We start from the raw sequence: 22,262 nt of genomic DNA on the forward strand, positions 1-22,262 counted from the left end.
CAAATTGATCAACCCCAAACAAAGCTAGTCCAATGAAAAATCTTTGCCTTTTTTTATGGCCTCGGTTTGTGCCGATGTGGAACGGTTCGCACAAACCGAAAATCAATACCCTAATACCTGGGTTTGTGTCTCACAAACCGAAATTCAGAAAATATTTGTTCTTTAGCATATCACTATTTTTTATTGCAACAGCTACTTATGCTACCGAGCCTGACTTACCCTTTGAGCAAGCTGTATCCGTAAAATACACCCTGGGTGAAGAAGCTGAAGGCGCAAACTTGCAAAAGGTAGTGGTGAACTATGATGATATAGTCTACGTGCTTTCCGATCAGGGTTTATTGAGAGTGGTGGACGATATGCTGGTAAAAGACTTAAGCTACATGCCGCTGGCCGATAAGCAGCCCATTGATATTGCTATTCAGGAAGAAAGCGGCTATCTCTATTACCTGTATGCCGATAAGTGGCTAACCAATGCCCACGCAGGTATGCCCTATGGTAATATTCCTGCATCTACCTACGACCGTTTGACAGTCAACCGTAATGGTGCAGTGCTCTTGGCTGGCCCTAAGTCACTGGCTTTATATGAGCAGGGTAAACTGAAAAAGCTAAAGCATCCGGGTGAAGATATTCAGGAAATGCAGATACATCGCGGGGAATTTTATGTGCTGACCGATGAGCAACTGTATCGTCTGGAAGCAGAAAAGCTAAATGCTTTGCATCAGGTGGAGGATGTAAATAGTATGACGTTCAGAGAAGATGAAATTATTCTGGGGACATCCAATGGCTACTACGGAATTTCCTGTCTGAACGGGAGCAGAACCTTCGGCATCATTAACAAAGTCCCGGTACCTGAGATAAGTAAAATTGCCAGCACTGATAAAGGGCTTTGGGCAGCTACCGCTCAGGGCGCTTACATGCGCCAAGCAGATGGAAGCTTCAGGTATTACGCATCCCGGCGCTGGTTGGATCAGGATAATGTTATAGATATGGCCACTGACAGCAAGGGAAATATGTACCTGCTTACCCCCACTGGTTTGAATGAAGTGAAATTCAAGTCGCAAACTTTAGCGGAAAAAGCTGCGTATTTTGAAGAGAAAATCAGAAAGAGACACATCCGCTATGGCTTTATCGCTGAGATGAATATGGCTGAACCTGCCGACATTACCACAGCAGAAATGATTGATACCGATAACGATGGTTTGTGGTCATCTTTTTACCTGGGCAGTCAGGCATTTCGCTATGCGGTGACAGGAGAGGCAAAAGCAAAACACAATGCCTGGGAGTGTTTTGAGGCCTTTGAAAGGTTGCTGTCCATCAACCAACTGGAAGGCTTTCCCTCCAGAACATTTGAACGCAAAGGCTATAAGGTTTCTGATGCCGACCGCTGGCGAGATTCTCCCGATCCTGAGTGGGAGTGGAAAGGCCATACCAGCAGCGATGAATTTGTGGCTTATATCTATGTCGCTTCCGTTATGGATGAATTCCTGGCGGAAACCGAAGGAGAAAAAAAGAGAGTTGCTGATTTTATGGATGCCATTCTTACCCATATGATTGAAAACGACTACTACTTCGTGGACATAGATGGCAAACCTACTTTGTGGGGCCGCTGGAATCCCGAATACATCAACTGGTACCCCAGAACGATAGGCGATCGCCGCCTGGGAAGTCTGCATCTCATTGCCGGTCTGCAATTAGGCTATGACCTCACGGGAAAAGAAATTTACAAAGATGAGGCTTATAAGATGATGCAGGAGCATGGATACCTGGAGAATATTATGATTCCTATGGAGGAGATCAAATCTACTCCCGGATATGTCTATGAGGGTAATAATATGGGGGAAGGTGGCTGGAATCATTCTGATGACGAAATGGCTTTTCTGACCTACTGGGTGATTCATCGGCATGCTTTCAATGATTCGCTACAGCAGGATTATGAAGAAGCCATACGCAATCACTGGGCGATTGAGAAACCCGAACGTAATCCTGTCTGGAATCTGGTGACATTGGGTACCGAAGGCTCATTTGATGAAGCATCTACCCTTTGGGCTTTGAAAGATTTCCCTATGGATCTGATTCGGTATACTGTAAAAAATTCGCATCGTAAGGACCTTACTTTTCTGGAGCCTAATTTCAGAGAGCAGGCTACTAAAGAGCTGTTGCCTGCTGCGGAAAGACCTATTATGCGCTATAATGCCAATCCTTTCAAAATGGATGGAGGGAGTGATGGAAAGCGTGAATTGACCGGTGCGGAGTACCTTCTGCCTTACTGGATGGCACGTTACTATAAGGTGATTTAAGATTGAAAATTTCAAATTAATCGACTTGCACGCGTCAGAGTACAAAGTGAATGCCTTGTTTGGAGTACGTGCATTTTTCTAGTACTCTGACTTGCGCACGATTGAGTGCAACGGAAACGCCCAGCGAGGGGCGTTCATCCTACTCAGAGTTACTCACAGAGAACTCTGAGGAAAAAATCTTTTTTCATGAAGACAAAACTAAATTTTTCCATCATTCTGCTGACATTCTTTTGTTTAGGTTGTGAACATGAAAACCCGCAAACTTCTTCTAAGGTAGAAAACACAGCTAAAACCGAATCTATCATTTTCCCTAATCAACCCCAGCATGTACACGGGCCTACAATCGTAGAACTTCCTAATGGCGATCTGCTGGCTGCCTGGTTTCAGGGTTCAGGCGAGCGTTGGGCCGATGATGTGCGCATCATGGGTGCCCGTCTGAAAGTAGGAGCGGAGGAGTGGTCAGAGACTTTTGTGATGGCCGATGTACCCGAATTTCCGGACATCAATCCCATGATATTTATAGATCAGCAGAACCGCCTCTGGCTCATGTGGTATACTGTGTTGGCCAACCAGTGGGAAACATCCTTGCTCAAATACCGGATCAGTGAAAATCCGGAAGGCGATGCTGCGCCTGAGTGGAACTGGCAGGACGATCTCCTGATGAAACCTGGGGATAAAACCGAGAGAGGTATACAGCCTAACGATCGCTTTGTGGCTGCGGTGCATGCGCAGACAGAAGAGTATGAGCAGTACTTCAAGGATTCTATCTTAACGCAATTGCCACAGGAAAAAGCAGAAGAACAGCTTCTTGCCTGGGAAGCGCTTAAAGTGATGCGGGATAGTCTGGCAAGAGGTAGAAATATGGTGAGAGGGGGAAGAATTTATGAAGGGGAGGAATATACATCTGCGGATCTGGGATATCCGCTCTCCCGCCGTCTTGGCTGGCAGACCAAGAACAAGCCTTTGCTGATGGGAGAAAGAATCATCGTTCCTTTGTATTCTGATGGACTGGAATGTTCCATTTTTGCCTACAGTGACGATCAGGGTGAGCACTGGCATTCCAGTAATCCGGTAGTAGGAGGTATTGGGATTCAGCCCACCATTTTGAAGAAAAAAGATGGTACGCTGGTTGCTTATCTGCGCGACAATGGGCCGGAGCCTTATCGCATGCAATACACAGTTTCTACCGACAGTGCCGAAAGCTGGTCTATTCCCCGAGATGCAAAATTGCCTAATCCGGGAGCAGGTTTTGATGGAGTAACTTTACAGAACGGAGACTGGCTGATGGTGTACAATGACACTGAAGATGGTCGGCACAGCCTGGCACTGGCGCTCTCGGAAGATGAAGGAAAAAGTTGGCCGTATGTACGGCATCTGGAAAATGATACACGAGGAGATCAGGCTACCCAAAGCCATTATCCAGCCATCATACAGGGCAAAGACGGACGCATCCACATCATCTACAGCTTCCACCATCGTGATCAGGAAGAAGAAGCTAAAACCATCAAATACGTGAGCGTGGATGCTGATTGGGTAAAGAAGGGAGAATAGACTTACAGAAGAAACTCTACTGTTCTTCATTAAAAAGCCCGATGAGTAGTCAACCGGGCTTTTCTTTGAAACTTCAAGGGCGAGAAAAGTAACTTTCTGACCCATCAGGCCATACCAAAACTAATGCAGGTTGACCTTCATTATCTTCTAATCTCCACTTAAAAGGAAAAGGTGAATTGGGAACTTCTTTATCGTAGTTGAGATGTGAATAGCAATTGCTGTTGTATCTCTGTCGGGTATAGGAAGGTTCCAAGGTAACATCATTTTCATCAAACACCGCCGTACCCTTATAAAAAGTGGTGACCTGGCTGGTGCAATTATAGTTCGTGACCTGCAACATTGTGCTGAGGTCAAAGCTTCCGTCTTCGTATAACTTGAGATACATACCGCTTCCACTAGGCGGCGCCCAACCTCCTGTACTGGGGTTGTAGTAGTCTACTGCACTGGCCGATCCATTGATCCATTCGCCACTGAGTTCGCCAGGAACACTTCCTACAGGTCCATTTTGCGATCCTACCACAGCCATGGCAACATTAATATTGTCTGAAGGAGGTAATACTGAAGCAGTACTTCCATTACTGCTATGCATGCCATAAAGATCTCCTTCATCTACTTGCCCGTTGCCATTCTCATCCTTCCAGGCAATGATAAAGTACTGTTCCGGGGCCAAATCAGAAAACTGATAAGTGCCCTGAGCGCTTACTTCCACCACCTGAGAAGTCGATTCCATGCACGCTTCACCATCCCATTGACAGGCAATCACTACCGCGCCCGATACATCATATTGCAAAGGAGCAGTGATGGTGCCGCTAATGCTACCTTCATCTACTGGATTTCCGTCGGAATCAGTGAGCACATCAATCTCAAGGATAATATCTGCTTTAGGAGGAGCGACTAAGTCTGCTTCCTCACCGTCGCTAGACAGTATGCCTACAGCATCGCCAGCATCCAGGTCCATATTGGCATTGTTATCTTTCCAGGCGAGTAAACTGTATTTGCCACTGGCCAAATCTTTAATCTCAAAAGTAGCGTTGCCCTGTCCCTCTTCTATCTGTACAAACTTACTTTTATCGTCCTCACAATCGTTATTGAAACAAGCTAACACATAGGTGCCTGCCACAGTCTGACCGGGAGCAGCTTTTATTGTACCGCTGAACTTTGCTTCTACTGGTTCTGTCGGCTGTGGTTCGGGCTGCTGAGGGGCAACTTCCTCATCTTCTTCGCAGCTACCTAAAATAACTGACAAAGCCATAAAAACAAGCAGATAAAGCTTATGCAGGTATTTGCCATCTCTTATCCAATGGATCAGAGAGATGAAATTGGTTTGGTCTTCCTTTTTCAAAAAAAATGTTGATGGCGATAAAGCAGATTCGCCCTTGCACACTTGCTGGTTCATGATGTCTAGGTTGGGTTAATGAAATAAAAACAATTTGGAACGCATAAGCCTCTAAGCTGAGGTTTTATCCTTTGCATCATCAGACTGAAATACATCATCTGTGGGCAAAGCGTAAATAAAATTTCTTTACAAAAGTATTTGGTCTGCTGCCAGGGATAAATACCGATAAGAGAGTAATCATCTACCTTGTAGTAGGTATATTCGTTGCGCAACGAAAGGGATACGACTAGCAGAAGCGCTGCAGAAAACAAAGTATTCCTAATATTATTTATCTGTTATGGACCACAATGAATACCTTGCCAAGCGGGATTTTGAACATACTAAAGAACCCCAGGGAAACACGCTGAAAAAAGAAGGGGAGCTGCCTATCTTTGTCATTCAGAAACATGCTGCTTCTACTTTGCATTATGATTTCAGATTAGAGATAGGAGGAACACTCAAATCCTGGGCGGTGCCCAAAGGTCCCAGCAATGACCCATCTGTCAAGCGGATGGCCATTCCTACCGAAGATCATCCCATGGATTATGCCTGGTTTGAGGGCACCATTCCTAAGGGACATTATGGTGGAGGCACAGTCATGATCTGGGACAATGGAAGTTTCAACAATCTCAAAACCGATAAAGAAGGCAATCCGCTATCGCTGGAAGAAAGTTATGCGCAGGGAACGGTAGAAGTCTTTCTGGAAGGCACAAAGCTACATGGAGGCTTTGCGATGATCAAAATGAAAAACGGGCGAATGGCCGGCAACTGGCTGCTCACCAAAATGAAAGACGAGTACGCCAATCCAGATTACGATCCCGTCAAAACCGAAACCCGTAGTGCCAGCAGCGGCAGAACAATGGAAGAGATTGCCCAGCACGCAAATTCCGTTGGGGGAGATGCCCAGCACGGAAGTGCCCAGCAAGGAGGTGCTTAATAGTGGATGATAAAAGGTATGCTGAACACATTAAGATTGATAACTTCAACTGTCAAGATAGGATGACCTATACTTGTCGTGATCAGCCACTGATATTGTCGCATTCACACTGCTATGACATTGAAATTGTTGGTGAAATTTGTCTTGTAAGCAAAACGACAATCGTATGAGAAAGATAATTGTTCTATCTATGATTAGCCTGGATGGAGTAATGCAGGCACCGGGTGGGCCGAAAGAAGATACATCAGGCGGTTTCAGATATGGTGGTTGGACAGCACCTTATGGTGACGAAATTTACGATAGGGCAGTGCAAAACGAACTGCAACCCGCAGATTATCTTTTGGGCAGAAAAACATTTGAGATATGGGAAAACTACTGGCCCCATCATGCAAACTTTTGGCCGGGAATCAATGAGGGAACAAAATACGTGCTGTCTAATACCAGGAAAGAGTCGGATTGGAAAAATACTGTATTAATCAACAGCGTAGCGGATATCAGAAAGCTCAAAGATACAAAAGGTTCAGACATTCAGGTGTGGGGTAGTAGTGAACTCATTCAATTGCTATTTAAGCATGAGCTTGTAGACGAACTCAGGCTCAAAATTCACCCCTTGACGCTGGGTAAAGGAAAAAAAATGTTTGACGATAAGACAATGCCAGCAGCATTTACTTTAATAGAAAGTACGCTTACATCTACCGGAGTAATTCTTGCCCATTATGAACGAGCTGGAGAAGTAAGGACAGGCACTGTTGGAGGTTAAAAAATTATTAAGAAGAACTTGATGACAAAAAGCAAAAATCGTGAATATTGTTAAGTAATCGCGTCTTAATTATAACATGATATATAGATAAGTGATAAACCAAATTTAGAAAGTTTAAATTTGCTATTAAGTACAACTGTGGAAGAAAATGTTACACTTAAGAGGAGTGATCAAGTAAATACTGCTTAGGCAGAATTTTACTAAGCAATTTTGATAAACACACTTTTATGTTTTACGCCATCCTCCATGGTCTGATTTAAGGTTAATTGTATTTCCCCCTCTTTTTTCAAATCAAAGTGAAACAAAACAGATGAGCCGGTAGGTAAGCCCGGTACGCTAAAGGTGTTGTTTCCGATATAGTCAAACTTTAAACCGTATACTTCATTTTCCATCCACAACGCTCTGTTTTTCTCAAAAAAGACGAAGGTCTGACCTCCACCCGGCTTTTGTACATACCTACCCACAATTTTGGCAATGGCGGCAGTTGAAGCCATTAACTTATCATTCATATTGATGTCAAATACTACTTTTTTCATGCCCTCACTCTCTTGTACTTTGAGTATTCTACCGCTAGCCTTGGGAGAAGCTGAAGAACTGTCCTTTTCCAGATAGGGATCACCTGTAAAGTAGATCTGGGTGATCAGGCTCTGGTAGTTGGGTGCAGAAATGAGCAAATGAAAATGCGCGGGTCTGTACCTTCCCCCTCCGGCATCATAGGGCACCGGCATTTGGGTAGTAAAGCTATAGCGACCCTCTGCATCGCAGAAAGTAGTCCCCCGGTAGCGGAATTCGTCCGAATCATTATCGTACACTTCATCAGATGAGCAATGCCATAACTCTACTTTGGCTCCCTGATAAAGGGTGCTGCAATCCTTATGTCTCACCACCCCTGATAACTCAACCAAGTCTCCCGGCTCACTTTCTATGACCAGATTGTTACGCACCGGACTGTCGGGACGGTAAAATGGACCAAGTATGTCAGTAGTGGTTTCACAATCGCCCTCAAAGGTTTTTCCATTAAAACGGAGGAAACCACTGGTGCTGACCGCTACCGCACTTAATGTGGCCAGTTTGGTAAAAGCTCTTCTTTTCATCACTTAGGTTATGGTTTAGTCATGGACTTTTTTGCTTATCTGCTTCACTTAGGGAAAGTCTTTATGAAGCTTGGGGAAGCTTATGATAGATATAATTTACAAAGAAGTTCGCACAGATTAAGCCGGAATGGATAAGAAAATGAATGGAAAATTTTCCAGAAGGCTGAGAAACTGAGCGCAATGGCTTGTAGCTTTTCCAAGACATTGAGAAGCACTGCTCAGTGTCTTGTAACTTTTACAAGAGGCTGAGAAGTCTTTCTCAGTGTTCCGTAACTTTTCCAAAAGATTGAGAAGCGCTGCTCAGTATCTTGTAACTTTGCCAAAGAACTGGGTAAGCCTTTCCATATAAGTTATCATTTTTACAAGACATTTCCCCTTGCCTCCCAGTGTCTTGCAACTTTCGCGGAAGATTTTTCCATTGTGCTCACTTTTCAAAAACCTTTGTAAAGCCATAATAACAGTATTATTAGTGGCCTGTACATTCTACCCCTCAAAATGGTGGCAATGTATGATCTGCTATAAAGATGATTTTTTTCTTTTGCGTTGTATGAAGCAACACTCAATGGTAGAAAATAAGCAGTCATTTTCATAATATGCTTTATCCTGCATTTTCCCAAAACAAAACCATAGGTTTGGGTAGTTTACCCTTGTACATATCCACACTTAGATTTTTTAAACTAAGCACATTCAACATGAAAAAGAGTAAGCTCATCCTCAATTTTATCAAGCAAAAAACCAGTCATGGTCCTTCCAGAATCAAATGGTGGCAGGCTGGCTTGTTTCTGATTGCTGTCTCCGTTTTGGGCAGGCTTTCCAGTAAACCTTCTGATGATGATACCGAAGAATTTTATAAAGATGAAGTTAAGCCCCAATGGTCTCCTCCCGCCTGGGTTTTTGGACCTGCCTGGCTCATCAATAGCATTTGTTTGGTCTGGGCAGGACGACGCCTGCTCAATACCCGTAAACACTTCCCTTATCGGCAGGAGCTTCTGAATTTGCAGGCCATGCATTGGATAGATTATCTGACTTTTGGCATCGTGTATTTCCGATTGAAAAGTCCTATTCTGGCTTTGCTTTGGACTAAAGGAGATGCAATTATTGCTGCTCGCAGCCTGCAACTGGCAGCTAAGAGTACAGATAAAGACCTTGCTATTTCTTATATCCCACTGACCCTCTGGACGGGCTTTGCCAGTTCACTGAGCTGGTTTCAGGCATTGTATAACCCTGACCCTCTGTTTGGCACCAAAGCACCGCTTAAAGTTTCCAAACCGGTAGAAAAGAAATTTTTGAAGAAGAAGTAACAGAAATTGAATGAGTCATCCCGGAGTGCAACCATCGTGGAGCAACGGAAGGATCTTAACCATTACGAAAGTCATAGAGTTGGGGAATAGTAAGGATTTCTCCGTCGCTCCACGATGGTCGCTCCACGATGGTCGTTCCACGAGGGATGCACTCCGAAATGACAATTAATAATGGGCTATATGTTCTTCTTGTTTCCTTAAAAGAAAATTAAAATAAACGCTGAAATCTACTCCAGACTATAGGCAATTACATAATCACCAAGGGTAGTGCCCAGTTTGCCATGCCCTCCCGCAGAAATCACAACATATTGCTTGCCATTGATTTCATACGACATCGGTGTGGCCTGTCCTCCGGCAGGAAGTTGGTCTTGCCACAGCAATTTGCCGTTTTCCGTATCAAAGGCTCTAAAAAAACCATCTACGGTAGCGGCCACAAAAGTTAAGCCGCTGGCAGTTGTCAAAGCTCCTCCGAAATTGATCGCCCCCCAATTTACCGCATCAGGATACTTTTGCGGATCGTACATTACGCCCAGAGGTACTTCCCATTTGAGTTCTCCGCTTTGCATATCAATTGCCAGCAGCGTTCCCCAGGGAGGCTTGCTTTGCATCTTAATCCCTGTTTCATCCCTACTAAAAAGGTATTCTCTTTTCAAAACGTATGGAGTACCTTCCTGGCGGCCGGTTTCGGCTCTTAGTAAGGCTTCATTCTGGCTTTCCAGTTCAGCCAGCCTCTCTCTCGGAATCAGCCTAATGATGGCGATGAGTCGGTTTATATTGGTGATGAGTAGGTGCCGCTGTGGATCGTAAGAAACGCCTCCCCAATGCACACCTCCGGCATTAGAAGGAGCCACCATAGTACCCTGAAAGCTGGGCGGGGTAAAGGTGCCTTCATTGCGCAAGGAAGCTATGCGCTGTCTGGCTATTTCTTTATCTTCTGCTGTAAGTCCCCAGGCATCTTCTACACTTGCTTTTTGCGGGCCGATGGGTAAGGGCAGCACCGGAAAAGGCTGCGTAGGATAAGTTTCTTCTCCCGGTATATCCGATTGAGGTACTGCACGTTCTTCTACCGGAAAGAGAGGTTCGCCAGTTTCTCTGTGGAGTAGAAAAATGTGTCCCATTTTGGTGCCTACCGCTACTGCCGGAACCTCTTGGCCATCTCGTTCAACTGTAATCAGGGCAGGCTGGGCGGCATTATCATAGTCCCACACATCGTGGTGTACGGTTTGAAAGCTCCAAACGATTTCTCCACTGGAAGCATTGAGGGCAACGATAGAATTGGCGTGTAAATTCTGCCCTTTGCGCTCACCACCGTAATAGTCAGGACTGGGGCTGGTGGTAGGAATGAAGACCAGATTTCTCTCAGGATCTGCAGAAAGGATAGACCAAGCATTAGCGGCACCGGCCTGAGCCGATTTTTCTCCCTCCCAGGTCTCATAGCCCGGATCACTTTCTTTTCGTGGAATAGGGTCCCAGCTCCAGAGCAGATTGCCAGTCAGTACATCATAGGCACGGACTACGCCTCTTTCATAGTCCAGGCGCTGATTATCGCCCATAGAAGAGCCGATGACTAGGGTATTTCCGATGATGGCGGGGGGAGAAGTGACACTGATTTCACCAATGCCTGCTCTCAGGTCAACTGTACCTTTGTTACCAAAGTCCTTGACAGGTTTTCCGATATCGGCAGAAAGAGCAATCAGTCGGCCATCAATAGTGGCGACATATATTTTTCTTTCTAAACCATCAGAATTAACGCCTGGACCGGGCCAGGTAGAAACGCCACGGGAAGTGATTTCTGAAAAGTCATCTTTCAGATTTACTTTAGGGTCATACACCCATTTCTCAGTTCCTGTTACGGCATCAATGGCGATCACTATATTGCTGGGTGTACTCAGATAAAGGGTGCCATCAATCATAATAGGCGTGGCTTCAAAGGCGGCTTTTTCAGCGGCATGATTATTTTTGTATTGCTCAAGCTCTCCGGTGCGGTAAGACCAGGCCACCTTGAGTTGCTGTACATTTTCAGGTGTAATTTGCGTAGACGCAGCATGGCGCATGCCGCCCGGGTCATTTCCATAAGCAGGCCAATCATGATATCCCTGCTTATTTTGCTGAGCCTGTAGCTTAGGCAATAGAACTGCGACGAAGCAAATCCATAGTAATAGTCCTTTTTTCATGTTTCAATGTATTTGGGTTGTGCAGGCTAAAGTAAAGGTTACCAAACCATAGATGGTCCTTTCCTATAATATGGACGTCCAAAATTATAATTTTGAACCTGTCAGGCCTGATTGAGCATATTTTTGCGGTACTGAGAAGGGGTGAGGCCGGTAAACTTTTTAAACGCAGATTGAAATGTGGATTTGGAATTGAAGCCGGTATCAAAGGCAATCTGCTCTATTTTGTAGTGCTGGTAAGCAGGCTCAGTCAGGCGGTTTTTCATCTCCTCTACCCGGTGCTTATTGACGAAATCTGAAAAGTTAAGGTCAAACTGTTCATTAATTACCTGTGAGAGGTGGTGATGAGAAACTTTCAACTGATCTGCCAGTACTGGCAAAGTAAGCTCACTGTTAAGATACACTTTATCATGCTTTATGGCTTTTTCCAGTTTATGGACAATATCTTCTGTCATCTCCCTATCCAGCACAGATCTCTCATACTTTTTCCCGGACTGCTTTTCCGTCCCGAACTCCTGCAAATGACTAATGAGGTAAAAGCTAAGCCCGTAAAAAATACAGGAGCAACTCAGGGAAATATAGATATCACCCAGATCATCTTCAGAAGTGAATGAGAACACAGCTACGAGCAGCATTAATAGAGTAAATGAAGCCAGTATACGGGTTAGCCAGCGTAACGATTGATCAGATAAATTCCACAAGGATTCATCCTGCTTTCTGGCATAACGATAAATCAGCCATATGCTATACAGTAAATAAGGGAACATGAAGCTGAGGGTAACTACATCCAGCCAGAAACTTACCAGAAATTCGTACTCGGGAAAATACCAGATCTTCTCCGCAGGTATCCATTCTGCTATGGGTTTGTGATAAGCCCCGGCAGTGTCCTGAATTTTGTAAGCATTTGACTGAAGGTAAAATGGGATACGCCCAATAAACTGAGCCAGGGCAGGAAGTAAGTGAATGCTATGTTTTTTTATGCTGAACCTGAAGTCAGGTCTGAGCAGGCTGAGGGTGTAGAAGTAGGTGAGCGGTCCCAGGAGGAAGACGGCAGGCTCTTCCAGATTGATCAGAAAAGGAAAATACTGAATGTATCCACTGTAGCTCAGGAAAATTTCTAAGACAATGAATGCCAGAATAAAGAGGTTGATACCCAGCTGACGATTTGCCCGCTGATTGCCTTTTTTAAGCGTAAAGAAAATGACAGAAAGGAACAGTCCCTGTACTACACCCAAAAGGTTAATCACTCCAAGCCAGTCTAGAAAAGGTTCAGGCATATTATTCAATCAAAGCTTATGGATAGCAATTTAGCGGAATTTAGATTGAAGAACCAGTACTTAACATAGGTGCTTTATGTATGACAATTTTTGCTGGATTGAACTTAAATACCCGACCAAATTAAATTACAATAATCAATAAATCAGGAACGCGTTTGCAAAGTGTTACGAATGCGCAACAGAAATTGTAATTTGTCTTGAATGACTACTTAATTATATGTTCCAAAACTTTACTTCAAGTATTACTTAGCTACTGACATTCAAAATGCTGTTTTTCAGTTGTTTATCCTCTTTTACTAAAGTAGTAGTAGAACAACCAATAAAATTACTGAACAAGCTCTACTTTTAGATCTGTACCCTGGGCTAGGGTTTGATAGATCACACAGTAACGCTCAGTAAGCTTGAGTAAAGTTTGAATTTTTTCGTCAGTTTCATCGGTAATAAGCTCAAACCTCAGCGTTATATTTTTAAATCCAACCGGAGCTTCTTTATCCACCGAGAGAGTTCCTCTAAAGTCCAGCGTACCTTCGGCAAACACGCTAGCATCTTGCAGGTCAAAGTTAATGGCAGTAGCCACCGCTTTGAGTGTAACTCCCGCACAGGCAGCCAGAGCTTCCAGCAGCATATCACCGGAACAGGCTGACAAGCCATCCCCTCCGGTGGCAGGGTGCAAGCCTGCTTCCACCATTGCTTTACCGGTTTCAACTTTGCAGCTAATTCCTTCCCCTAGTCTGGCTTTAGCTTTCAGGGTAATCAGCGCTGCTTCGGGCGAAGCTTTGTACTTCTCCTTTAATGGTTGCTGAATAGCTTTTAACTTTTGAATATCCATGTTTGAAAAGACTTAGATTGTGAATAGAAAGTCAATGTTGATAATAATGCCTTCAATTTAGAAAAATCAATATGCAGTATTACTTCAACCTTTCATAAGGTATTTCAAACTTTACTATTCTATTCCACTCAGGAGTACTTCCCAAATCCATTCCTGCTCTTGCCCAAACTGTTTGGGTACTTTTTTGACTACAAAGTGAGCCTGCCTAGCCTGGGAGGTAGTATTCTCATGATCAATAATCTGCTCAAAGGATAAGGTGCCAATATACTGATTTGCTTCAAACGCATGAAGAGCTTCTGCTACTTCAACATTTTGAAGGCTGTATATTTCAGTAGTGGGAACGCCTTCCTTAAGTTCATTTAATAAGTCCTGTAGTCTCTGACTGTCCTGCTCACCAACAGTGATGCTAACTGTGCTGTCTACGAACAGACTTTTTAGTTGACGCTCTGCATGTTGCTGAAAGACGCTGTCCAGCGATGGCTGATGCAACAGATTGAGGTAGTCGTAAAAGTCCTTAAGTTTCTGTATAGCTCTCACCTCAAAGGCCTTCAGTTCTTCAGCGGTAGGCTGTTCAGCCATAAATCGGGCTTGCAGTTCTTCATAGAGCAATCCATTTTCTTCAGCTTCCAGGCTTTCTTCCAGCATTTTTTCACGATGGGTGCTGGCACAAGCAGCAAAGAAAAACAGCAAAGCCATCAACAGCAAGGGGAAACATGCCCTTACATTCCGTCTTTTATATTTTGATTTATTCATGATTCTTGGCTTGAATTTGCTTAAACCTCAGGGTTTTGATCTTATCTCCTACATACTGCATATCCAGTATCTCAATATTGCTCAGGCTTTGTACCGGCATCGTAAGCTTGTTGATAAAGTCCCACTTATTATACATCTCCATGCCCAGCTGTTCATGATCAAAAATCTGGTAGATACGTGCCTCTTCACTAATCATGCTGTCCAGCTGAGCCCTGCGTAGTTTCCAGTCCTCCACATTTGCATTTGAAAACACCCTGATCATCCAGGCATAATCGTTGGTCTTGAGCGGAATCAATTCATGCGCCTGCTGTTTATTGAGTTTTCGTACAATAGTGTCGGTGTGGTAGTAAGGTCCTTTGACGATAAACTGCACTTCTTCCTGATCACTGCTGAATTGAATACAGCCCTCATCTCCAGCCAGCATTCTGTAGGGCGATTCGTTGTTATGCAGAATGATGATATTCAGGCTGGCATCCAGTATTGGCTGCTGATTGTAGGCATTGACAAAGCAAAATTGATAATGTTCGGGCTGTCTGGCATTGAGATAAAATACTCCCATCAAAACAATTGCCAGGGTGATCCCAATCCAGAGCGGACGAATGCTCAACTTTTTCGGGATACTGCCTGGCAGGGAAAAGGATTTCTTTTCAGTTTTAAAATGCTCCCAGTTCCTGAAGCCTACGTACTGACACAGCAGATCCAGCATATCAATTCTGGGTAAGTGCTCATGTTCGGATTTGATATGGGTATAAAACCACTTTTCACTGACTCGCCCATTGACACTGCGGATCAGGTCTTCCTGCAGATAGCGGATTTCCTTCCCTTTCCATTCCTCAATTTCCTTATCCACCTCCGGAAAGGCAGTCCGCAGTTGCTCAGCGATCTCTCGCTTCAGCAGTTGGAAATATGTGAGTTCGGTTTCAGACATATACGCTGTAAATAATAACCATAATGGGCGATTTAGGCCTTTGTAAAATGCTTATTCTGCTTGTAAAATAATTTACAAAGACTTTACCGCTTCCTTTTTTCTTACAGAGCATAGCAATTTTTAAGTTCAGTACATTACCAAATTCCTAAAGCTATGTCTAAAGTCAAAGAAAATTCCCTGAAAGTGATAATACGATTTTTAGTTTGGATGAGCAGCAGTGTTGTCATATTTATACTGCTTTTACTGCTAATCGTGGCCTGCCAGCCTACCCAGCAGCATGCACAGAAAGGACCTATTGAAAATGATGAAGATTTTGAGGTTGTACCTGCACCTTCTACTCAGCAGGAAGATTATACTGACCCTAATGAGCCTCCGGCAGATCTTGATTTTGAAATGGACATTGAGATTGAAGAGGAAACACAAATTGAAGAAATGGTCTTTGAGGGAGCGCCTCAGGAAGAGCATATTTTCCTTCATGTTGAACCTGAAACTAAAATACAGGAGTTTAATACCGAAGAATACGATCGTATTTATGAAAACGAATTTCAGCAGGTATGGCAGCAGCCTATCTCTACTTTTTCCATTGATGTAGATCAGGCTTCTTACAGCAATACCCGTCGTTTCATTACCCAATTCCATCAGCTGCCGCCTAAAGATGTGGTGCGCATTGAAGAAATGATTAACTATTTTCAGTATGATTATCCTCAGCCTGAGGGAGAGCATCCTTTTTCAATTTATACTGAGCTGGGTTCTTGTCCATGGAATGTTGAAAACCAGTTGCTACATATTGGGATTCAGGGAAAGACGCTGGATTATGAAAACCTTAAGCCCAGCAATCTGGTCTTGCTCCTGGATGTATCTGGCTCTATGGATGAACCCAATAAACTGCCCTTGGTCAAGCGCTCCCTTCACCTTCTGCTTGATGCATTAGGAGTGCAGGATAAGATATCCATTGTAGTGTATGCCGGAGCCTCTGGCCTGGTACTTCCCGCTACCCCAGCCTATCAAAAAGATAAAATCCTGAAGGCCATTGATCATCTTGAAGCCGGAGGCTCAACTGCTGGGGGTGAGGGCATTGCTTTGGCTTATCACATTGCCGAGAAAAATCTGATTCCGAAAGGAAATAACCGGGTAATTCTCGCAACCGATGGTGATTTTAATGTAGGGACATCATCCACCTCCGAACTGGTAAGGATGATAGAGAAAAAACGTAAATCGGGTATCTACCTTACCATCTGTGGATTTGGGATGGGTAATTATAAGGATGGACGCATGGAGCAAATCAGTAATGCTGGAAATGGCAATTACTTCTACATTGATAATATAAAGGAAGCCCAGAAAGTTTTTGTTCGTGAAATGAGGGCTAATCTCTTTACCATTGCCAAAGACGTAAAAATTCAGCTGGAGTTTAATCCCACTCAGGTAAAAGCTTATCGTCTGATCGGTTATGAAAACCGGAGTCTGGCGAGGGAGGATTTTGATAATGATTTGAAAGATGCTGGAGAATTGGGAGCAGGGCATACTGTCACCGCACTTTATGAAATTGTACCAGCCAGCCTGGATGAAAAAGCTACAGTAGATGCCTCCCTGAGATATCAGCAAAGCCAGACCACCACCTTAGCCAATTCTAAAGAGTTATTGTCTTTCAAACTGCGCTACAAGCCTATTGATAGTGACAAAAGTCAATTGATCACTCAGTTGGTGATACAGGAACAGTATCCTGGAGTGCCTAGCTATAATTTTCGTTTTGCTAATGCAGTAGCTGGTTTCGGCATGCTGCTCCGTGATTCTCAGTACAAGGGGAGCCTCACTTATGATGAAGTGATACAAATGGTAGAAGGTACAATGCATTCAAAAGATGAAGAGAAACGCGAGTTTGTCCAGTTGGTAAAGGCAGCCTCATTGCTGGATCAATAAGCAGGTTGATGTAACTGGGTGGCGCAGAAATACAGTGATATAAAGTAAAAAGCTTTCAGTCTCAGGGTGATTTGCATCGTTTTACCTTTTTGACTGAAAGCTTATTTTATTTTTGAAAAGTTGTCTATTCAGACAGTAGAGCTTTTGCCTATGCGGGCGTCTATGGAATATTTTCCTGCTCCGGAAAAGAGAAACTGAATAGCGATAAAAGCAAATAACAAGGCTTTTTCTCTCTCTCCAAAACCTTGGTCGGCATGGGCCAAAAATACTGCCGTTGCCATGTTGAGGACAATAAGTAAAGCAGCAGGACGGGTAAGTAAACCAATAGCCAGTAGTATACCGCCTCCAAACTCAGCCAGGGTTGAACCCCAGGCGAAGAAAGGAGGTAAGCCCAGGTTACTCACCATGCCCATAAAACCTTCCGAGGGAGGGACTTTCCCTAATCCATGACCGAACGCCAGAGCTAGTCCGGCAAATACCCTTAGAATAAGCAGACCGATATCAGTACCGGGTGCATTGCCTAAATTGTTTCCGAATAAAAACTTGTTTTTTGCCATAATTGAAAGTTTGGTTGGTTGTATGTAATTGTTTGAAAATGAGGATATCCTATCAAACTCTGTAGAAAAAAGTACAGCACTAACTAAAATTACAAAATATTCTACTAAAACAATAGAATTAGGGGTATTGACTTATCAATGAAGTTGACACCACACTTGCAGAGACTAGTTTACTTATCTGTGTTTTTTTTGTCATCTTTTCTGGTGATTAACTTCAATTTCTGTGTATATTCAAGCTTATTTATTTACTACAGCAACCTGATTTTAGCATGAATAAGTCTAACGCTTCTCGCAGACAGTTTATTAAAAATAGCGCATTAGCTTCCGTAGGCGCTGGCCTTGCCACTTCTTTTTCAGCCCGTTCTTATGCCAATATTTTAGGCGCTAACGACAGGGTAAATGTGGGTATTGTGGGCTTTTCTAACCGCGCCAAAGGTTCTCTCATTCCTGCTTTTATGAATCATGCTGATGAGCTTAATTTTAAGTTCGTTGGTGTATCTGACATATGGAATCGCCGTCGCGACGAATGCCAGGCGTTTTTCAAAGAAAAAGGCTGGGATAGTGTAAAAGCTTATCGCAATAATGAAGAACTTTATGATAGCAAAACGGTAGATGCAGTCATCATCAGTACCGCTGACTTTCAACACGCTTTACATGCCAAGGAAGCCGTAGAGGCCGGTTGTGATGTGTACTGTGAGAAACCATTTGGCGAGTCTATGGAGGATATTAAGGCAGGATTGGAAGCCTGTGAACGCTCTGGTAAAGTGGTGCAGATTGGCTCACAGCGTCGCAGTGGACCTAATTATCATGCAGCTGAAAAGTTTATCAAAGACGGTAAGTTTGGGGATATTACAATGGTAGAAATGACATGGAATGTCAACCAGCCGGGTAGGTGGCGTCGTCCTGACCTGGTCGCCAGCATTCGCAAAGAAGATACTGATTGGGACCGATTCCTGATGAACCGTCCCAAAGAAGCCTGGGACCCTCGCAAATATCTGGAGTATCGCCTATTCTGGCCTTATTCTTCCGGGATTCCCGGACAGTGGATGTCACATCAGATTGATACGGTACACTGGTTCAGTGGCTTAGAGCATCCTCGCAGTGTTTCTGCCAATGGTGGTGTTTACGTATGGCAGGATGGTCGCAAAAACGCTGATACCATGACAGCCGTTTTTGAATATGGGCCTGAAGATGATCTTTCCAAAGGATTCCAGGTAGTATATTCTTCCCGCATGCACAATTCCGCAGGAGGCGTTAAGGAAATTTACTTCTCTAATGCAGGAACTTTGAATCTTGAAAACAACACCATCTCGCCTGAAGGAGGCCTGAGTGAAAGACATGCCAGAGATATGGGTATGCAGGCTAATTTGCTTCCTGAAATGTCATTGGCTGATGCAGTGAAAGTTGAAACTTCAGCCAACACCGGGGTAGATAATATGACCTCTGCTCATATGCGCAACTGGATGGAATGTGTGCGCGATAGCAATGTAAAGACCAACGCTCCTGTTCAGGTGGGCTATAATCACGCAGTAGCGAATATTATGACCACTACAGCCCTGCATACCGGTAAGCGGGTTACTTTTGATAACAAAAGTCAGCTGATCGTGCAAAGTTGATCAGAGATTCTATCAGTTATGAAATTACGGAAATATACCAATTGAAGCTAAAGCACGTTTTAACACGCAAACAAACCTATGCAGAATACCATGAAAATCTCATTAACATTTTTTTTAGTGGTTATGGCCTATGCCTTTTTTAAACATGGGATAAAACTGCCTAATGAATCAACTCCTCAAAATATTCCCGTTGAAGTGAAGGAAAAAGTAAGTGTTGTACATCACGAGGATGAGAAAAAGGTAACGATCATGATGGATGGAGAACTATTTACTTCCTATATCTATCCTGATGACCTTGAAAAGCCAGTGCTATATCCTGTCGTAGCGCCCGGAAACATCACACTCACCAGGGGATTTCCTTTGGAGGCCAAAGCAGGTGAGAGAGTAGATCACCCTCATCATGTAGGTATCTGGATGAATTATGGAGATGTCAATGGTTTGGATTTCTGGAACAATTCCTACAATATACCTGAGGATAAAAAAGAGGATTATGGTAGTATTCGTCATCAGAACGTTATTAGTACAAAGAGTGGTGAAGAAGGAATACTTCAGGTAAGTGCCGATTGGATGACACCCCAGGGTAATCAATTACTGGATGAACAGACCACTTTCTATTTCAGAGAGGAAGATGACCAGCGTATCATTGACCGGGTAGTCGTATTGAAAGCTCAGGGTGAAAAAGTAAACTTCAATGACAATAAAGAAGGGATGATCGCCATACGTGTTACCCGTGCACTGGAGTTTCCTTCTGAAAAACCATTGAAACTTACTGATGGACAGGGAAAGCCAATGGAAGAAGCTGTTCTCGACAATGAAGGCGTAAATGGCAACTATCTGAGCAGTGAAGGCGTCAGTGGAGAAGAGGTATGGGGAAAAAGAGCTGAATGGATGAAGCTTTACGGGGAGGTTGATGGCGAGCAGGTAGCAATAGCTATTATTGATCATCCGCAGAATCCCGGATATCCTACTTACTGGCATGCGAGAACTTATGGATTGTTCGCTGCTAATCCTCTGGGACAAGCAGTATTTTCTGATGGAAAAGAATCACTTAACTTGAGTTTGAATCCTAATGAGGAAATAACCTTCCGCTACCGCATGGTTGTTTCTTCTGGCGAGAGCCTGACTGAAACTCAACTAAACGCGCTTGCCAAAGATTTCAGCCAGGTGCTTTAAATTATTCTTAGGTTTCTGACATTTGCAGTTTTTAGAAGCTTGTATATTTCAGGCATACAATTTTTTTATCGAATAAAAAATCTTACTTATTATCATCAACAGAGAAACTATTCTAAATGCTGAGCCTCCTTCAGGTTTTCCTGGTAGAGCCACTCTTTGGCCTCCTCAAGGGTATCCAGTAGTTTCATTTTTCTGCCTGTAATTGAAATAATAGAGTTTACCATCAGGGCACTGAGCTGACTTAAGCCACACACAGCAGTAGCCCTCACTTTAGGATTGTTCTTTTTTACGGTTTCTTTGATTACCGATAATAGTTTTGAATTGAACCTGGTATCTCTGGCATTGACTAAGGAAAACATACTTTTGTCAGGAAGTGTACTGGCAATTTGTTGTACTTTCTCAAAACAAGGAATAGCCATATCTCCTGAGCAGGAAGAAACATCGGTATAAACGATATTGATAGTTTTGTACTTGATAATTGTGCAATCTGGCATCAGTGAATCAATTAGGTTCAATGAAATTAATAACTGCCTGTATTACGAGCATATGATAAGCCAGGAAAATACTACATTGTGCTTTTTCAGCAGATACTTGCTACAGAAGATTGATCATAAATAATTTTTTTATCCAAAAATGGGATAGTAGGGCACATTAGAACACAGAATTCAATGAAAAAGAAAATTGTCACCTTTGGAGAAGTATTGATGAGACTGACACCTGATAACTATGCTACTTTTGCACAGACGAAATCGCTGAGCATGGAGTTTGGTGGGGGAGAAGCTAATGTAGGCATCACTCTGGCCTATCTGGGAGATGAAGCTACGCATCTTACTGCCTTTCCAGATAACTATCTTGGCAAGTCGGCTACCCAGTTTCTTCGCCATCACTGGCTAAAAACTGATGGTATTGCGTATGTAAACGGCAGAATGGCCCTCTATTTTGTAGAAAAAGGAGCAGTTCACCGCCCCAGTAGAGTGGTTTACGACAGAGAAGCTACAGCTTTTACGCATATTAACGCAGATACATTTGAGTGGCAGGAAATTCTTACACAAACAGACTGGCTACACTGGACAGCGATTACGCCCGCAATAGCCAAAGGACCTGCAGAATCACTTAAACAAGCCTTGATTCAAGCCAGTAAACTAAAAACCAAAGTATCATGCGATCTGACCTACAGGGCTCAACTTTGGAAAGATGGGCGTCAGCCTCATGAGGTGTTGCCTGATTTGCTAAGTCATGTGCAGGTGCTAATGGGAAGTTCTTTTGATTTTGCCAAAGCCCTGGCCATGGATGAGCTTGCTGAAATGAATTTTGAAGAGGCGGCAAAAATTGTAAAAGATAAATATCCCAATATTGAATTAGTTGCTGATAAAATTAGGGAGACTAAACATGCCTCTCATTATACTATTGAAGGTGTAATGTGGGATGGAAATAATATGATCAGTACCGAAGTCATTGATATTCCCCAGGTGGTTGAAAGAATCGGTTCAGGAGATGCTTTTGCTGCTGGCCTCATTTATGGGCTGCTCCATTACGATGATCATTTAGAAGCATTACGATTTGGTGCAGCCACCTGTGCCTTGAAACATACGCTGGAAGGAGATATTTGTCCGGTCTATTTGGATGATGTAATTCGGGTCATGCGAGGCAATAAAGCCAATATTCTCAGATGATAAAGTCTTTGATAAGTTTCTCTTTAAATTCAACAGAAAAATAATGTTATAAA

Annotated in this window: 18 protein-coding genes; 9 read left to right on the forward strand and 9 right to left on the reverse strand. The window is 43.5% G+C overall.

The features are described from left to right. Positions 1-32 precede the first annotated feature (32 nt). Both WJR50_RS22520 and WJR50_RS22525 read left to right on the forward strand, forming a co-directional pair. Positions 33-2,297: a hypothetical protein gene (locus tag WJR50_RS22520; RefSeq protein ID WP_341295587.1), complete on the forward strand. Its 2,265-nt coding sequence runs from the start codon at positions 33-35 to the stop codon at positions 2,295-2,297. A 186-nt stretch (positions 2,298-2,483) separates the two neighbouring features. Further along, a complete protein-coding gene (locus tag WJR50_RS22525; RefSeq protein ID WP_341295588.1) occupies positions 2,484-3,848 on the forward strand; it encodes a sialidase family protein in 1,365 nt (454 codons plus the stop codon). 73 nt (positions 3,849-3,921) lie between these two features. On the opposite strand, the gene WJR50_RS22530 is transcribed toward WJR50_RS22525, so the two are convergent. Beyond that, the gene (locus tag WJR50_RS22530) at positions 3,922-5,244 is read right to left on the reverse strand and encodes a hypothetical protein (RefSeq protein ID WP_341295589.1); all 1,323 of its coding nucleotides are present in this window, start codon (positions 5,242-5,244) and stop codon (positions 3,922-3,924) included. A gap of 277 nt (positions 5,245-5,521) precedes the next feature. Between WJR50_RS22530 and WJR50_RS22535 the strand changes: the two genes are divergently transcribed. Together WJR50_RS22535 and WJR50_RS22540 are read left to right on the forward strand one after the other, a co-directional pair. Further along, positions 5,522-6,160 carry a DNA polymerase ligase N-terminal domain-containing protein gene (locus tag WJR50_RS22535; protein WP_341295590.1) on the forward strand — a complete coding sequence of 213 codons (639 nt, stop codon included), beginning with the start codon at positions 5,522-5,524 and terminating at the stop codon, positions 6,158-6,160. A gap of 166 nt (positions 6,161-6,326) precedes the next feature. Next, complete coding sequence (locus WJR50_RS22540) at positions 6,327-6,920, forward strand: dihydrofolate reductase family protein (protein ID WP_341295591.1); 594 nt, start codon at positions 6,327-6,329, stop codon at positions 6,918-6,920. 200 nt (positions 6,921-7,120) lie between these two features. Here WJR50_RS22540 and WJR50_RS22545 read toward each other — a convergent pair whose 3' ends face one another. Continuing rightward, positions 7,121-8,014 carry a dioxygenase family protein gene (locus WJR50_RS22545; RefSeq protein ID WP_341295592.1) on the reverse strand — a complete coding sequence of 298 codons (894 nt, stop codon included), beginning with the start codon at positions 8,012-8,014 and terminating at the stop codon, positions 7,121-7,123. A 692-nt stretch (positions 8,015-8,706) separates the two neighbouring features. On the opposite strand from WJR50_RS22545, the gene WJR50_RS22550 reads away from it, so the two are divergent. Next, complete coding sequence (locus tag WJR50_RS22550; protein ID WP_341295593.1) at positions 8,707-9,315, forward strand: TspO/MBR family protein; 609 nt, start codon at positions 8,707-8,709, stop codon at positions 9,313-9,315. 227 nt (positions 9,316-9,542) lie between these two features. Here WJR50_RS22550 and WJR50_RS22555 read toward each other — a convergent pair whose 3' ends face one another. The 5 genes from WJR50_RS22555 to WJR50_RS22575 form a co-directional block, all read right to left on the reverse strand. Beyond that, entirely contained in the window at positions 9,543-11,489 is a 1,947-nt protein-coding gene (locus WJR50_RS22555; RefSeq protein ID WP_341295594.1) for a pyrroloquinoline quinone-dependent dehydrogenase, read from the reverse strand. 101 nt (positions 11,490-11,590) lie between these two features. Beyond that, the gene (locus WJR50_RS22560) at positions 11,591-12,763 is read right to left on the reverse strand and encodes a helix-turn-helix domain-containing protein (RefSeq protein ID WP_341295595.1); all 1,173 of its coding nucleotides are present in this window, start codon (positions 12,761-12,763) and stop codon (positions 11,591-11,593) included. Positions 12,764-13,088: 325 nt separating this feature from the next. Next, complete coding sequence (locus WJR50_RS22565) at positions 13,089-13,592, reverse strand: OsmC family protein (protein ID WP_341295596.1); 504 nt, start codon at positions 13,590-13,592, stop codon at positions 13,089-13,091. Between the two features lie 114 nt (positions 13,593-13,706). Next, positions 13,707-14,345 carry a hypothetical protein gene (locus WJR50_RS22570; RefSeq protein WP_341295597.1) on the reverse strand — a complete coding sequence of 213 codons (639 nt, stop codon included), beginning with the start codon at positions 14,343-14,345 and terminating at the stop codon, positions 13,707-13,709. Further along, positions 14,338-15,273 (reverse strand): hypothetical protein, encoded by a 936-nt coding sequence (locus WJR50_RS22575; protein WP_341295598.1) that lies wholly within the window; start codon positions 15,271-15,273, stop codon positions 14,338-14,340. The genes WJR50_RS22570 and WJR50_RS22575 overlap by 8 nt, the downstream gene beginning before the upstream one ends. A 153-nt stretch (positions 15,274-15,426) precedes the next feature. Here WJR50_RS22575 and WJR50_RS22580 point away from each other — a divergent pair, with 153 nt between their 5' ends. After that, the gene (locus WJR50_RS22580; RefSeq protein ID WP_341295599.1) at positions 15,427-17,190 is read left to right on the forward strand and encodes a vWA domain-containing protein; all 1,764 of its coding nucleotides are present in this window, start codon (positions 15,427-15,429) and stop codon (positions 17,188-17,190) included. 128 nt (positions 17,191-17,318) lie between these two features. Here the strand turns inward: WJR50_RS22580 and WJR50_RS22585 are convergent, their stop codons facing one another. After that, positions 17,319-17,747 carry a DoxX family protein gene (locus tag WJR50_RS22585; RefSeq protein ID WP_341295600.1) on the reverse strand — a complete coding sequence of 143 codons (429 nt, stop codon included), beginning with the start codon at positions 17,745-17,747 and terminating at the stop codon, positions 17,319-17,321. A 269-nt stretch (positions 17,748-18,016) separates the two neighbouring features. Between WJR50_RS22585 and WJR50_RS22590 the strand changes: the two genes are divergently transcribed. Then, positions 18,017-19,363, forward strand: coding sequence for a Gfo/Idh/MocA family protein (locus WJR50_RS22590; RefSeq protein WP_341295601.1), 1,347 nt, complete (start codon positions 18,017-18,019; stop codon positions 19,361-19,363). A gap of 90 nt (positions 19,364-19,453) precedes the next feature. Continuing rightward, entirely contained in the window at positions 19,454-20,536 is a 1,083-nt protein-coding gene (locus tag WJR50_RS22595) for a DUF6807 domain-containing protein (RefSeq protein ID WP_341295602.1), read from the forward strand. A gap of 107 nt (positions 20,537-20,643) precedes the next feature. Here the strand turns inward: WJR50_RS22595 and WJR50_RS22600 are convergent, their stop codons facing one another. Continuing rightward, entirely contained in the window at positions 20,644-21,030 is a 387-nt protein-coding gene (locus tag WJR50_RS22600; RefSeq protein WP_341295603.1) for a hypothetical protein, read from the reverse strand. Between the two features lie 174 nt (positions 21,031-21,204). On the opposite strand from WJR50_RS22600, the gene WJR50_RS22605 reads away from it, so the two are divergent. After that, positions 21,205-22,209 (forward strand): PfkB family carbohydrate kinase, encoded by a 1,005-nt coding sequence (locus WJR50_RS22605; RefSeq protein WP_341295604.1) that lies wholly within the window; start codon positions 21,205-21,207, stop codon positions 22,207-22,209. Positions 22,210-22,262 lie beyond the last annotated feature (53 nt).

This window comes from Catalinimonas locisalis (assembly GCF_038039535.1).
Lineage (GTDB): Bacteria > Bacteroidota > Bacteroidia > Cytophagales > Cyclobacteriaceae > Catalinimonas.

Coding starts and splice junctions, on each gene's coding strand:
- WJR50_RS22520 (WP_341295587.1), top strand. CDS start 33: ATGAAAAATCTTTGCCTTTTTTTATGGCCTCGGTTTGTGCCGATGTGG.
- WJR50_RS22525 (WP_341295588.1), top strand. CDS start 2,484: ATGAAGACAAAACTAAATTTTTCCATCATTCTGCTGACATTCTTTTGT.
- WJR50_RS22530 (WP_341295589.1), bottom strand. CDS start 5,244: ATGAACCAGCAAGTGTGCAAGGGCGAATCTGCTTTATCGCCATCAACA.
- WJR50_RS22535 (WP_341295590.1), top strand. CDS start 5,522: ATGGACCACAATGAATACCTTGCCAAGCGGGATTTTGAACATACTAAA.
- WJR50_RS22540 (WP_341295591.1), top strand. CDS start 6,327: ATGAGAAAGATAATTGTTCTATCTATGATTAGCCTGGATGGAGTAATG.
- WJR50_RS22545 (WP_341295592.1), bottom strand. CDS start 8,014: ATGAAAAGAAGAGCTTTTACCAAACTGGCCACATTAAGTGCGGTAGCG.
- WJR50_RS22550 (WP_341295593.1), top strand. CDS start 8,707: ATGAAAAAGAGTAAGCTCATCCTCAATTTTATCAAGCAAAAAACCAGT.
- WJR50_RS22555 (WP_341295594.1), bottom strand. CDS start 11,489: ATGAAAAAAGGACTATTACTATGGATTTGCTTCGTCGCAGTTCTATTG.
- WJR50_RS22560 (WP_341295595.1), bottom strand. CDS start 12,763: ATGCCTGAACCTTTTCTAGACTGGCTTGGAGTGATTAACCTTTTGGGT.
- WJR50_RS22565 (WP_341295596.1), bottom strand. CDS start 13,592: ATGGATATTCAAAAGTTAAAAGCTATTCAGCAACCATTAAAGGAGAAG.
- WJR50_RS22570 (WP_341295597.1), bottom strand. CDS start 14,345: ATGAATAAATCAAAATATAAAAGACGGAATGTAAGGGCATGTTTCCCC.
- WJR50_RS22575 (WP_341295598.1), bottom strand. CDS start 15,273: ATGTCTGAAACCGAACTCACATATTTCCAACTGCTGAAGCGAGAGATC.
- WJR50_RS22580 (WP_341295599.1), top strand. CDS start 15,427: ATGTCTAAAGTCAAAGAAAATTCCCTGAAAGTGATAATACGATTTTTA.
- WJR50_RS22585 (WP_341295600.1), bottom strand. CDS start 17,747: ATGGCAAAAAACAAGTTTTTATTCGGAAACAATTTAGGCAATGCACCC.
- WJR50_RS22590 (WP_341295601.1), top strand. CDS start 18,017: ATGAATAAGTCTAACGCTTCTCGCAGACAGTTTATTAAAAATAGCGCA.
- WJR50_RS22595 (WP_341295602.1), top strand. CDS start 19,454: ATGAAAATCTCATTAACATTTTTTTTAGTGGTTATGGCCTATGCCTTT.
- WJR50_RS22600 (WP_341295603.1), bottom strand. CDS start 21,030: ATGCCAGATTGCACAATTATCAAGTACAAAACTATCAATATCGTTTAT.
- WJR50_RS22605 (WP_341295604.1), top strand. CDS start 21,205: ATGAAAAAGAAAATTGTCACCTTTGGAGAAGTATTGATGAGACTGACA.